Origin of the sequence: Actinosynnema sp. CS-041913 (assembly GCF_050942485.1) — a bacterium.
Lineage (GTDB): Bacteria > Actinomycetota > Actinomycetes > Mycobacteriales > Pseudonocardiaceae > Actinosynnema.
On record NZ_CP192037.1, the window covers coordinates 6,521,383 to 6,533,667 of the forward strand.

A 12,285-nucleotide genomic window follows, 5' to 3' on the forward strand; every position below is an offset into this window, starting at 1 on the left:
GTACTGTACGGTCTAGTTCTCTACGGGAGGTAGTCATGTCATTGGCGCGTTCGCAGGACGGCACCACGATCGGGTACACCCGCACCGGCTCGGGCCCGGCCGTGGTGCTGGTGGACGCCGCGAGCTGCTACCGGGACTCCGGGCCGCTGCCCGCCCTGGCGGAGGCACTGGCGTCCGATTTCACCGTCTACACCTACGACCGGCGCGGACGGGGCGAGAGCGGCGACACCTTGCCGTACGCCGTCGAGCGGGAAGTCAAGGACCTGCGGGCGCTGATCGACGTGGCCGGCGGGACGGCGTTCGTGCACGGCTTCTCGTCCGGGGCGGTGCTGGCCCTGCACGCCGCCGCGCAGGGCCTGCCGATCCGGGCCCTGTCCCTGCTGGAGCCGCCGCTGGACGAGTCGCCGGTCGAGGACACCGCGCTGAGCGCGGAGATCACCGCGCTGGTCGACGCCGGGCGGCCGGCCGACGCGCTGCTGCACTTCCACACGACAGTCGGCGTGCCGGAGGAGATCGTGGCCGGGATGCGGCAGTCACCGCAGTGGCCCGAACTGGTCGCGTTGGCGCACACGCTGGTGTACGACCTGGCGATCGTCGGGAAGGCGCCGGACTTCACCGCGATCTCGGCGCCGACGCTGGTCGTGGACAGCAGTCATACCGACGAGCGACTGCGGGCGTGGGCGGACGGCGTGGCAGCGAACCTGCCCGGCGCCGCACGCCGCACACTGCCCGGCGAATGGCACGGCGTGGCGCCGGAAGTGCTGGCTCCCGTGCTGGCCGAGCACTTCAGCGCGGCGGTTCAGCGGACCGAGTAGCGCGGCATCCCGTTCGGTTGTCCGACTCGGTTGGCTGCGCAGGCCGTCGTCGGCGCGGAATCCGTGCACCCCGGGCGCAACCTCAAGGATTCCGGGTTCGGTCCGATCCATGCAGGGTCCTACTTGCCGACAACCTCGGGGTGCTTCTCCAGATAGCTGCGGACGAACGGGCATTCCGGGACGACTTCGAGGCCACGCTCACGCACGTCCTCCAGCGCCTGCCGGACCAGGGCGCTACCGAGCCCCTTGCCCTCGACGCTCACCTCGGTGTGGGTGAACGTGATCCGGCCAGGCTCCAGGACGTACTCGGCGACCCCGCCCAACTCCCCGTCGAGGAACACCTCGAACCTCGACTCGTCGGCGTTGTCGGACACGCTCACAGCCACATCGACTCCAGTGTTCTCGGCGGGGTTTGTGGTAAAAACGCAGGTAGACGTCCTGCTGGTAGCCTACGCTTGATCACTCGATCGGGCGAAGTCCACCGATTCCGGGCACTATCCGGACGCGGATTTCGTTGCCGTAAACAAGGAGCGCGGCACGGCGGCGAGGTACATCGCAAGGCTGGGGCGGAGCCATATCTTCGGGCGTCGCACCGGTAAGCATGAGTCCGGTAAGCATGGGCCCCGGTAAGCATGGGGCGGTGGGCAAGGCGGCGGCAGGCCTGGCACCGGCGCGCATGGCGAGGGCAAGGGCGGGCAGGGCGCCTGGCAGCCGGCCACCAGGCAGGCTCGGCACGGCGTCACCCAGGCCAGGAGTCACGAGACCCACCGTAACCGCGCAGTGCCGTAACCGCGCAGTGCAAGATTGCGCGATGGACGTCTACCTGCTGATCCTGGGCGACCACCTGCCGGACCCGACCTCGGGCCGGGTGGTCAGCGAGGCCGAACGGCTGCGCGCGATCGTGGAGCAAGCCGTCGTGGCCGAGGAGGCGGGCTTCACCGGAGTGGCGATCGGCGAGCACCACTTCACGCGGTACATCGTGAGCGCCCCGGAACTGCTGCTGGCGACCATCGCGGAACGCACCACCACGCTCCGCCTCTCGACCGGCGTCACCCTGCTCGCCCACCACGACCCGGTCCGGGTGGCCGAGGAACTCGCGATGCTCGACGTCCTGTCCGGCGGCCGGGCGGAGATGATCGTTGCCCGAGGGGTGTCCCAGCGCACCGACCTGGCGTTCGGGGTGCAGGACGATCTGCGGGCGAGGTTCGACGAGAACCTGCGGCTGCTCCTGCGGTTGTTGGAGGAGCCGCACGTGACCTGGAACGGCAGGTTCCGCAGTCCGCTGACCGACGTGACCACGACCCCGCGCCCGATCCAGCGGCCCCGGCCCCTGGTGTGGATCGGCAGCGGCTCGGCGGTCTCGGCGGATCTGGCGGTCGAGTTGGAGCTTCCGCTCATGCTGCCCAGCACCCTGCGTGACCCGAGTACCCACCGCGCCGTCGTGGAGCGGTATCGGGCTGCCATGAACGGGCGGGGGCGGGTTGCTCTGCCCAGTCACGTGTTCGTCGCGCCGACTGCGTCCGAGGCGCGTGCGACGTGGCGGCCTCATCTCGCGGCGTACGCGCAGTTCGCCGATCCGTGGCGGGGGGACGGCGGGGTGGACATGGCCGCGCTGATGGATGGCGCGGCGGTGTGTGGCGATCCGGCGGAGGTCACCGATCGGCTCAATCGGTTGAGTGAGTTGTTGGGGCTTGACGCTCAGTTGGTGATGGTCGACATCGGTGGTCTGCCGCACTCGGCGGTGTTGGACGCGATCCGGTTGTTCGGCGCGGAGGTGTTGCCTGGTCTCAAGTCCTGAGTCCTCAGACCCGACAGACCCGACAGACCCGGCAGATCCGACAGACCCGGCAGATCCGACAGACCCGGCAGATCCGACAGACCCGGCAGGCGCGGCAGATCCGGCAGGCACGGCAGGGCCCGGCAAGCGCGGCAGGGCCCGGCAGGCGCGGCACACCCGACAAGCGCGGCAGGACCCGGCAGGCGCGGCACACCCGACGAGCGCGGCAGGACCCGGCCTGCACCTGAGCGGCCGGGTCCTGCCGGGGTTCTGGCGGGAGACCGGGGGTTCGAGCTCGAAGCTCAGCGCTTGAGCCGCACCACCACCAACCGCTGCGTGGCACGGGTGAGGGCGACGTACCGCTCAGCCGCCGTCATCCGCTCCGGCTCCACCACGACCACGGTGTCGAACTCCAACCCCTTGGCCGCAGCAGGCGTCAACCCACCCTCGTACCCGATCACCGCGAAAGTCCCCGAAGAAGCGCACAACCGCGAAACGACCGCCAAATCCTCCACCACCATCTCCACCGGCGACTCCCCCGACCGCACCGACGTGGGCAACACCGCCGAAGGATCCAGCTCCGCCAACGCCGAAGCGGCATACTCCATGACCGCCGCAGGAGTCCGGTAGTTGACGCTCAACCGCCGATGAACCCACCGGTCACGCACGTAGGGCGACAGCAGCGACCCCCAAGACCGCACCCCCGCTTCCGCCTGACGCTGGGCCAGATCACCGACGATCGTCATGGAACGGTTGGGGCTGCGGCGCATCAGCACCCGCCACTCCATTTCGGACAGTTCCTGCGCCTCGTCCACCACCACGTGCCCGTAGGTCCACTCCCGGTCGGCCGCCGCGCGCTCGGCCACCGTCCGGTGGTCGCGGAACGTGTGGCGGTCGGCCAGCCATTCCGCGTTGACCAGGTCCACGGCCCGGAGTTCTTCCGAGTACATCTCCGCATCGGTGTCGATCACCTCCAGCACGCCTTGCGCGTACGAGACCTCCTCGGCGCGTTCCCGTTCCGCCTCCCGCTCGGCGTCGCCGGACGTGCCGAGCAGTTCGGCCGCCTCGTCCAGCAGCGGCACGTCGGACACCGTCCACGCCCGACCGTTCGACCGGTACAGCTCCGGGTACCCGAGGGCGAAGCACCGGCCCTCGTACAGGTCGGCCAGCAGTCGCCGCGCGGTGAGGGTGGGCCACAGCGCGTCGACGGCTTTGCGCAGGTCGGGGTTGTCGTCGAGGTCCCGTCGCACGTCCGCGGCGAGTTCCGGCCAGTCCTCGCCGATCAGCGCCGTCGCCCGGCGGACGAGCACGTCGGCCAGGGTGTCGTGGAACACCTGGCGGGCTTCGTTGTGCAGCAGGCCGCTCGCCCGTGCCTTGTCCCGTGCGGCGAGCGCGGCCGAGGCGTCGACGTGCACGGTCACGTCCTCCAATTCGACCGGCATCGGGTTCTCCGGCAGTTCCTGGCGGTCGGAGATGGCTTCCCGCAGCAGGTCCACGGCCGCCAGGCCGCCCTTGAGGCCTTGGACTTCGGGGGTGTCCTCCAGGGTCGTCCGGATGCCGGGGAACAGTTCGCCGGGTGTCGCGAACACGACGTCGGTCTCGCCCAGTGACGGCAGCACGTCCCCGATGTAGCGCAGGAATCCCGGGTTGGGCCCGACGACGAGCACGCCTTGCCGGGAGAGGCGTTCCCGCTGGGTGTAGAGCAGGTAGGCGACACGGTGCAGGGCGACGGCCGTCTTGCCGGTGCCGGGACCTCCTTCGACGACCAGCACGCCGCGGTGGTCGAGTCGGATGATCTCGTCCTGTTCGGCCTGGATGGTCGCCACGATGTCCCGCATGGTTTCGCCGCGGGGCGCGTCCAGTGCCTCCAGCAGGGTGCCGCCGAGTTCGAGTTCGTCGTCGTGGAAGCTTTCCAGCCGGCGTCCGCGGGTGCGGAAATGCCGCCGTCTGGTGAGGCCTTCCGGGTGTGCGCCGGTGGCGGTGTAGAACGGGCGGGCGATCGGCGCGCGCCAGTCGGTGAGCGCCGGCCGGTAGTCGTCTTCCGGGTCGTACAACCCGATTCGGCCGATGTAGGTGCGGCTGCCGTCGGCGTGGTCGGTGCGGCCGAAGCACAGCCCTTCGTCCGCCACCGTCAGCCTCCCCACCTGCTCGGACAGCGTCCGGACGGCCACCTCGCGGTGCCAGCGCTGTTCGTCCGGGTCGAGCAGGGCGGCGGCCAGCTCGGCCTTCGCCGCGGCCCGCTCGCGGTCGAGCCGGCGGTAGAGGGAAGAAAGCAGTCGTTGTTCCGTGGACAATTCCCCTGTTGCCACGCTTGCCCCCTGTGATACAGTAGGTTGTATCGTTACCTCACCTATCGTGATGAGGTAACCCCTATTTATACCACGGGCTTCGCTATTCGCGCGATCCCATTCGGGTGAGCAGTGCCCGTTATTCGATCTTCGCGGTGTCCGCCAGGGCGGCCCGCTGTCTGCGCAGCGGCACGATCAGGGGCGTGCCGGTCTCGGGGTCGCTGATCACCCGGCAGGGCAGGCCGAACACGTGCTCCACCAACTCCGCCGACACGATGTCGGCCGGGTTGCCCTGCGCCACGATGCCCTCGTCGGGCTTCATGGCGATCAGGTGGGTGGCGTACCGGCAGGCCTGGTTCAGGTCGTGCAGCACGGCGACCAGCGTGTGCCCGCCGTCTTCGTGCAGCTCCGCGCACAGGTCGAGCACTTCGACCTGGTGCGCGATGTCGAGGAACGTGGTCGGCTCGTCCAGCAGCAGGATGGACGTCTGCTGCGCGAGCACCATGGCCAGCCACACGCGCTGCCGCTGCCCGCCGGACAGCTCGTCCACCAGCCGGTCCGCCAGGTCGTGCACGCCGGTCAGGTGCATGGCCTGCGCGGTGGTCTCCTCGTCCTCGACGGACCACTGCCGCAGCAGCCGCTGGTGCGGGTAACGGCCTCGGGCGACCAGTTCGCCCACCGTGATGCCGCCGGGCGCGATGGACGACTGCGGCAGCAGCCCGAGCCGCCGAGCGACCTCTTTGGACCGATAGGACGAGATGACCTCCCCGTCCAGGTACACGGCGCCGGCCCGGGGCTTCAGCATCCGGGCGAGCGCTTTGAGCAAAGTGGACTTCCCGCACGCGTTGGGTCCGACGATGACGGTGAACGAGCCGTCCGGGATCTCGACGTCCAGCCCGCCCACGACCCGCCGCGAGTCGTAGGCCAGGGTCAGGTCCTCGGCACGCAGTCGGGTCGTCATCGCCCGCTCCCCTTTCGCCATTCCCGGGCTCGCGGCGGCACCACGACGTCGCCCATCTCCAGCAGCGCCGAGCCCGGACCCGGTGAGCAGGGCGCGTTCGCCGATCCCGGACGACGCGCCTCCGGTGCGCACGGTTCTCACAGCGCCGCCGGCTGCCGGCACAGGTGGTCCGCGCCGCCGATCAGGGGCGCCACGCGCGGCACGGTGGGGCCGGCGAACTGCCAAGTGATCCCGGGCGTCCGCCTGAGCACGGTCGCCCGCACGCCGTCCCGTCCCACCCGCACCTCCCTGATGTTTAGGTGAGGCTAACCGAACGATCCGGAGCCGGGCAGGCAGGGTGACGGTTGACACTACCGGCCGCGGGACCTGTCCCGGCGACGTGTTGCGAATTCATAACCGATGAACATCGGATGAACACGACCGGGGTCGGCGTCGTGCCCTGACACGATTCCGCCAGCACTCGGTTCGGGTTCGCCGGAGGTGGGTCGTGGACGGTTTCCCGTGGGACGTGTTCATCGGTTGTGTGGCGCTCGCGGTGGCGTTATTCGCATTCATGTGGGAATTCGTCTTCATCGGCCGGAAAAGCCTGGGCTATCGCTGGCAGATGGACACCACGGCGGGCGGGCTGGTCACCGCCGGGGACGCGAAGGTGTCGTTGCTGACGCACCGGGCGAGCAATGGCGGCACCGCCGACGACCCTTCTTTCGCGTTGCTGCGCATCGAGAACAGCGGGATGAGCAACATCACGCCCGGCGATTACGTCGGAATGCCCCGGGACGGGCACGACGACACCGACGACCGGGTCGCGCTGCGCGTGGAGTTCCCCGGACGCCTGGTGATCGGCCTGGTGCTGACCGAGATCAGCGATTCCTACATCACCGCGATGCTCACCACGCAGGCCGGGCTGCGCATTGTCAACGAGCAGCAGGGCAATGACCCGCTGGGGGTCATCGAACTGCCCGCCGTGCCACTGAACCGACGTGACCACTACAAGATTCTGATAGCCCTGGAACGCGCCGAGGGAGCGCCGGCGGCTTTTCCGCCGCCCGCCGTCGTCGGCAGCATCCAGGGCGGCCGGCTCCGGCAGACGAAGAACCGCATCGGCCCGTCGTGGAAGAGCACCGCGCTGGCCGGGACGCTTTCCCTCGCGCTGGCCACCCTGGTGATCATCTCGATCACCCGGGAAGACCCCGCGCCACTGGACTGCGCGAAAGGCAAGCTGACCGTGGTGGGGTCCACGGCATTCGAGCCGGTTGTCCGCAAATCGGCGGAAATGTACGCGCAGACGTGCCCCGACGCGGCCATCGCCATCGAGACGGCGGGCAGCGGCGCGGGTTTGCGCAGGCTCGACGAGGAAGGGCGCAAGCCGGAGAACGGCGGCAACCCGGCCGTGCTGGCGTTCTCCGACGGCGCGAAGCCCGACGGCTACCCGAGCCTGCTGCCGCGTCCGACCGCGTTCTCCTTGTTCACCTTGGTGATCCACCCCGACGCGGGCGTGCAGGACCTGACCGTCGACCAGATCCGCACCCTCTACGAGGGCGGGACCACGAACTGGCGGGAGGTCGGAGGGAACGACCTGCCGGTCGCCGTGATCAGCCGCGAGCCCGGCTCCGGCACGCGCACCACGTTCCAGCGCCGGGTGCTCGGCGGCGAACGCGAGCCCGGCACCAACTCCGACGACTGCCGGACGCTGGACCCCGGCGGCCGGCCCGGCGCCGTGCGGTGCGAGCGGGACTCCACCGACGCCGTGCTGAACACCGTCGCGAACACGCGCGGCGCGATCGGCTACAGCGAGGCGAAGGCGGCGGTCGACCGGGGGGACAAGCTGCGGATCGTCCGCATCGGCGGGCACGCGGCGACCCTGGACGGCGCCGACAAGGGCGCGTACCCGTTCTGGGAGACCGAGTACGCCTACACCTACGGCGAGCCCGCGGCCGACTCCCTCGCCGCCAGCTTCCTGCGCTACCTCACCAACGAGGTGGGCAAGGACATCGTCCGCGCCTCCGGCAACCGCCCGTGCGCGGAGTTGGAGAACCCGCAGCTCTGCGCGCCGCAGTGAGCCGCGTCCGGCACGTGGAATCCCCCGGCCCGGCAAGGATTTCCGCGGACCGCCCTGGCCGCTTGCGGGCCCGGCTCAGTCCCGCAGGCTCAGCGGGCGCAGGTCGGTCCAGTGCTCCTCCACGTAGGCCCCGGCCGCCTCGCGGGTGTCCGGGCCGAACACGGCCCGCCACCCGACCGGGATCTCGGCGAACGACGGCCACAGCGAGTGCTGCCCCTCGTCGTTGACCAGGACGTGGAAACGGCCTTCGGTGTCGTCGAACGGGTTGGTCATCTTGTCCTCCGGTCGGGGTCGGCGCACCTCGGGTAGGCGGGTGGGCTCCTGATCGCTTCGGGCAGCGTGAACTTCCTGGACATGCGGGTGGTTCGGTCAGCCCAGCCGATAAGCGCTGATCGCGTACGCGGGCTGGACCGGGACCGGGGGCGGCTCGCGCCGGTCGAGCACGGACCGGAGGATCTCCCCGACCCGGACGGACGTGTTGGACAGCAGCGACGACGAGATGCCGTGCGTGTGCTCGGTGCCGCCCTGGAGGTAGATGCCGCCGAGCAGGCGGTCCTCGGTGACCAGCCGGTAGTCGCGGCCGACCCGCAGGCGGTCCTGCTCGTCCCGCAGGCACCGCCCGGCCAGCTCGCCCAACAGCCCCGTCGGGTCGGCCTCGCGGTAGCCGGTGGCGTAGACGATCGCGTCCGCGTCGAGCACGGTCCGCGCGCCGGTGGACAGCGACTCGACGGTCACCCGCACCGCGTCGGCGGTCTCCGCCAGCTCCACGACGCAGGACAGGTTCAGCAGCCGGAGCCGTTGCGCGCCGGCGACTTTCTCCCGGTACACCCGCCGGTACAGCTCGGCGATCAGGTCGTTGTCCACCACCGCGTAGTTGGTGTTGGAGTGGTAGTCCATGAGCCGGCGCTTGACCTGCTCGGGCGCGGCGTAGAAGTCGTCCACGGCGGCCGGGTCGAAGATCCGGTTGGCGAACGAGCTGTCGTCGGCCGGGCTGTACCCGTAGCGCGCGAACACCGCGCACACCTCGGCACCCCGGAACCTCTCGTGCAGGTACGCGGTCACCTCCGCGCCGCTCTGCCCCGCGCCCACGACCACCAGCCGCTTCGGGTCCTCCAGGGACTCGATCCGGTGCAGGAAGTCCCGGTTGTGCCACACCCGGTCGGACTGCACCACCCCTTCGGGCAGCGAGGCCCGCAACCCCGTCGCCAACACCAGGTTCCGGGCGCGCCGCACCTCCACCTCCCCACCCGACGTCCGCGACGACACGTCGAAGTGCGTGACCGCCCCGTCCTCGGTCACCGGGCGCACGGCCACCACGTCGTGGTCGTAGGACACCAGGTCGTCGACCTTCTCGGCGGCCCACTCGAAGTACTCGTGGAACTCCACGCGCAGGGGGAACAGGTTCTTGTGGTTGATGAAGTCGACCAACCTGCCTTGGCCGTGCAGGTAGTTCAGGAAGCTGAACGAGCTGCTCGGGTTGCGCAGCGTCACCAGGTCCTTGAGGAACGACACCTGCATGGTCGCGTCGTCCAGCAGCATCCCGCGATGCCAGCCGAACCGGGGCTGGCGTTCCAGGAAGTGGGCGGTCACCACGTCTTCGGGCCGCGCGGCGGCGTTGTGCTCGGTGACGGCGATCGCGAGCGCCAGGTTCGAAGGCCCGAAGCCGACGCCGAGGACGTCGAAGACCGGTGGCTGTGGCATGGCTGTCCCATCGGTGCGACAACAGGGAGTGATCGAACTTTGGTTACCCTAACCTAAGTACACTACCCGGTGGGAGTGATCCAGACCTCTCGGTTGATTAGGCTAGCCTCACCTAGCAACCAGGGGAAGGGCGGTTCGTAGGGTGTCGACGGCCGTCGACGACGCCGTCACCACGCCGCAACGTGGCACTCGTCATGGACACCGTGGCACTCCTCCAGGTTCGGCACCCGGGTACCGCCGACCTCGATCGCCGCACCGAAGATGCTCCTTTTGGCCCACCCACGAGGAAAAAGCACTCGAACGGCGCAGCGCCCCAAGACCCAAAGGTTTTTACGCAGAAGGACGGCAGAAGAGGGACCACGGACTAAAAGCGCTCCAGAAGCACGCAGGTCTGGGCTCAAGCCGGGAACAGCACGCAACGGGACCACATCATCGGAAGCCCTAAAGGCTGCCGGGGGACCGGTGTCAGCGCAACGCGCCGCCCGCAGAGCGACCCGCCCAGCGTGCCAGGCCGCGTGCCTTCGGCCCGAAGAGCACGCGACCTGGCAGCCGCAAGTGCGCGATCCGTAGCGCGCGTGGCGTTCCAGCCGTCCCTGGCAGCATCAGGGGCTTAGCGATGATGTGGTGCCGCTGCTTAGCGTTCCCCGCTTGAGACCAGACCTGCGTAGGTACTGGTCGCCTTGCGTTGTGGTCCCTCTGCGGTGGTGCCGTTGCGTAAAGATCTCAGGCTAATGATCTTCAGGCAGTTCGGCGGGGGACGAGTGTCGTCGGCAGCACTACCGGGTCGAGGCTCAGGCTGTTGCCCTCGAAGCGTGACAACAGCAGGCGTGCCGCTGTGCTGCCCATGTCCCGCATCGGTTGGCGCACTGTGGTCAGTCCGGTGTGGGCCGCGATCGGTATGTCGTCGAAGCCCACCACCGCGACGTCGTCCGGCACGGTGCGGTCCGCCGCTTGCAGTGATCGGATCACGCCGAGTGCCGTCAGGTCGTTGTGCGCGAACACCGCGTCGAACGGGCGGCCGGTCGCGAGCAGTTTCTCCGTGGCGATCGTGCCCCCGTCCGTGCCGAAGTCGCCCTCCACCACCAGGCGTGGGTCGACGTGCACGTCGGCTGCCATCAGCGCGTCCAGGAAGCCGTCCAGGCGTTCCTTCACACACCCGAAGTGCGCGGGACCGGTCACGACGGCGAAACGTTCGCGGCCGGTGGACATCAGGTGTCGCGCCGCCGCCTGCGCGCCTTCCCGGTTGGTGGTGGCGACGGACGGGAAACCGGGGCGGTTGTCCCGGTCGTCGATCACCACCACCGGCAGGCCCTGGCCGTGCAGGGTCTCGATGTGGCCGGACGTGTCCGGCGGCTCGATCACCAGCAGGCCGTCGAACGCCTTCGCCGACACGTGGCCGGCGAACCGGGTCAACGACTCCGCGCCCTGGTTCACCGTGTACAGCAGCAGGCCGTAGCCCTCGGCTTCCAGCTCGTCCACCGCGCCCTGCACGACCTCGCCGGCCCACGGCCACGTCAGCGACGGCACCAGCATGCCGACGGTGCGGGTGCGGCCACGGGCCAGGCCGACGGCACGCGCGCTGGGAACGTACCCGACGTCGGCGATGACCTGCCGCACCCGCACCGCCGTGGCCGCGTCCACGTCCGGCTTGCCGTTGAGCACACGGGACACGGTCGCCTTGCTCACCTGGGCACGTTGGGCGACTTCGGCGATTGTGACGCGCACTGGGCACTCCATCGGTCGGACGGCGGCCGTCGGAACCGGTACCGGAACCGGTTACGGGCAGGCAGTCAACCGTCAACGCCCACGAGCGTCAAGAGTCGATCACGCGAGCATCGCGAGGCCCGCCGGGGTGATCTCGGCGGGCGCCCACGGCCCGCCGTCGTCGTGTCGGGCCGGACGGACCAGTCCGGCGTGCGCCAACTGGCGAGCGGCCGACTGGTCGCTGCACAGCAGACCGTCGACCCGCAGGTCGGGTTCCTGACTGTGCGTCACCTCGGCGCGGCCCGCCGCGACGGCCCGCAGCAGCGCGCGTGCCCGGTGGTTCAGTTCGTCGTCCATGATCATTCACCGTTGTTTGCAGGGTTGTACACCGGGTTCATCGCCGCGACCGGCCGAAGTCTTACTGGGTAGGGTCGGGTTCATGGGGACAGTCGAGGCCGTGAGCCGTAGCGCGGAGTACACGTTCACCAAGCCGAACCGGGACGGCATCCGGCTGGTCGCCGGCCTCGGCGTCGACGGCGACGTGCACGCGGGCGAGTTGGTCAAGCACCGATCGCGCGTGCGCCGTGACCCGACGCAACCGAACCTGCGCCAGGTGCACCTGATGCACGCCGAACTGCACGACGAGCTGAACGCCCTCGGCTTCGCCGTCGCCGCTGGTCAGCTAGGTGAGAACATCACCACGCGGGGCGTCGACCTGCTCGGCCTGCCCGCCGGGACGCGGCTCCTGCTCGGCGCGTCGGCCGTCGTGGAGGTCACCGGCCTGCGCAACCCGTGCCCGCAGATCGAGGCGTTCCAGGAGGGCCTGCTCAAGGAGGTCGTCGGGCGCGACGAGGAGGGCAACGTGGTGCGCCGGGCCGGGATCATGTCGGTGGTCCTGGTCGGCGGCGAGGTCCGGCCGGGCGACGCGATCGGGGTGGAACTGCCCGCCACGCCGCACCGCCCGCTCCAGCCGGTGTAGC

General features: G+C 69.8%; 12 protein-coding genes. 4 read left to right on the plus strand and 8 right to left on the minus strand.

The genetic code is table 11. The features are described 5' to 3' along the window. The first annotated feature begins 35 nt into the window (after positions 1 to 35). Positions 36 to 815: an alpha/beta fold hydrolase gene (locus tag ACQPZF_RS28930; protein ID WP_433262242.1), complete on the plus strand. Its 780-nt coding sequence runs from the start codon at positions 36 to 38 to the stop codon at positions 813 to 815. A 119-nt stretch (positions 816 to 934) separates the two neighbouring features. On the opposite strand, the gene ACQPZF_RS28935 is transcribed toward ACQPZF_RS28930, so the two are convergent. Further along, complete coding sequence (locus ACQPZF_RS28935) at positions 935 to 1,195, minus strand: GNAT family N-acetyltransferase (protein ID WP_433262244.1); 261 nt, start codon at positions 1,193 to 1,195, stop codon at positions 935 to 937. A 431-nt stretch (positions 1,196 to 1,626) separates the two neighbouring features. Here ACQPZF_RS28935 and ACQPZF_RS28940 point away from each other — a divergent pair, with 431 nt between their 5' ends. Further along, complete coding sequence (locus tag ACQPZF_RS28940; protein ID WP_433262246.1) at positions 1,627 to 2,613, plus strand: LLM class flavin-dependent oxidoreductase; 987 nt, start codon at positions 1,627 to 1,629, stop codon at positions 2,611 to 2,613. Between the two features lie 281 nt (positions 2,614 to 2,894). Here ACQPZF_RS28940 and ACQPZF_RS28945 read toward each other — a convergent pair whose 3' ends face one another. The 3 genes from ACQPZF_RS28945 to ACQPZF_RS28955 form a co-directional block, all read right to left on the minus strand. Continuing rightward, positions 2,895 to 4,901, minus strand: a complete 2,007-nt coding sequence (locus ACQPZF_RS28945) for a HelD family protein (RefSeq protein WP_433262248.1) — start codon at positions 4,899 to 4,901, stop codon at positions 2,895 to 2,897. A gap of 118 nt (positions 4,902 to 5,019) precedes the next feature. After that, the gene (locus ACQPZF_RS28950) at positions 5,020 to 5,841 is read right to left on the minus strand and encodes an ABC transporter ATP-binding protein (protein WP_433262250.1); all 822 of its coding nucleotides are present in this window, start codon (positions 5,839 to 5,841) and stop codon (positions 5,020 to 5,022) included. Between the two features lie 137 nt (positions 5,842 to 5,978). Beyond that, positions 5,979 to 6,119, minus strand: a complete 141-nt coding sequence (locus tag ACQPZF_RS28955) for a hypothetical protein (protein ID WP_433262252.1) — start codon at positions 6,117 to 6,119, stop codon at positions 5,979 to 5,981. A gap of 209 nt (positions 6,120 to 6,328) precedes the next feature. Here ACQPZF_RS28955 and ACQPZF_RS28960 point away from each other — a divergent pair, with 209 nt between their 5' ends. Further along, a complete protein-coding gene (locus ACQPZF_RS28960; protein WP_433262253.1) occupies positions 6,329 to 7,900 on the plus strand; it encodes a substrate-binding domain-containing protein in 1,572 nt (523 codons plus the stop codon). A 75-nt stretch (positions 7,901 to 7,975) separates the two neighbouring features. Here ACQPZF_RS28960 and ACQPZF_RS28965 read toward each other — a convergent pair whose 3' ends face one another. The 4 genes from ACQPZF_RS28965 to ACQPZF_RS28980 form a co-directional block, all read right to left on the minus strand. Further along, entirely contained in the window at positions 7,976 to 8,173 is a 198-nt protein-coding gene (locus tag ACQPZF_RS28965; RefSeq protein ID WP_433262255.1) for an MbtH family protein, read from the minus strand. Between the two features lie 96 nt (positions 8,174 to 8,269). Further along, complete coding sequence (locus tag ACQPZF_RS28970; protein WP_433262257.1) at positions 8,270 to 9,601, minus strand: lysine N(6)-hydroxylase/L-ornithine N(5)-oxygenase family protein; 1,332 nt, start codon at positions 9,599 to 9,601, stop codon at positions 8,270 to 8,272. A 738-nt stretch (positions 9,602 to 10,339) separates the two neighbouring features. After that, the gene (locus ACQPZF_RS28975; RefSeq protein WP_433262259.1) at positions 10,340 to 11,326 is read right to left on the minus strand and encodes a LacI family DNA-binding transcriptional regulator; all 987 of its coding nucleotides are present in this window, start codon (positions 11,324 to 11,326) and stop codon (positions 10,340 to 10,342) included. A 99-nt stretch (positions 11,327 to 11,425) separates the two neighbouring features. Next, complete coding sequence (locus ACQPZF_RS28980) at positions 11,426 to 11,662, minus strand: hypothetical protein (RefSeq protein ID WP_433262261.1); 237 nt, start codon at positions 11,660 to 11,662, stop codon at positions 11,426 to 11,428. Between the two features lie 82 nt (positions 11,663 to 11,744). Between ACQPZF_RS28980 and ACQPZF_RS28985 the strand changes: the two genes are divergently transcribed. Next, complete coding sequence (locus ACQPZF_RS28985; protein ID WP_433262263.1) at positions 11,745 to 12,284, plus strand: MOSC domain-containing protein; 540 nt, start codon at positions 11,745 to 11,747, stop codon at positions 12,282 to 12,284. The last annotated feature ends 1 nt before the right edge of the window (position 12,285 follow it).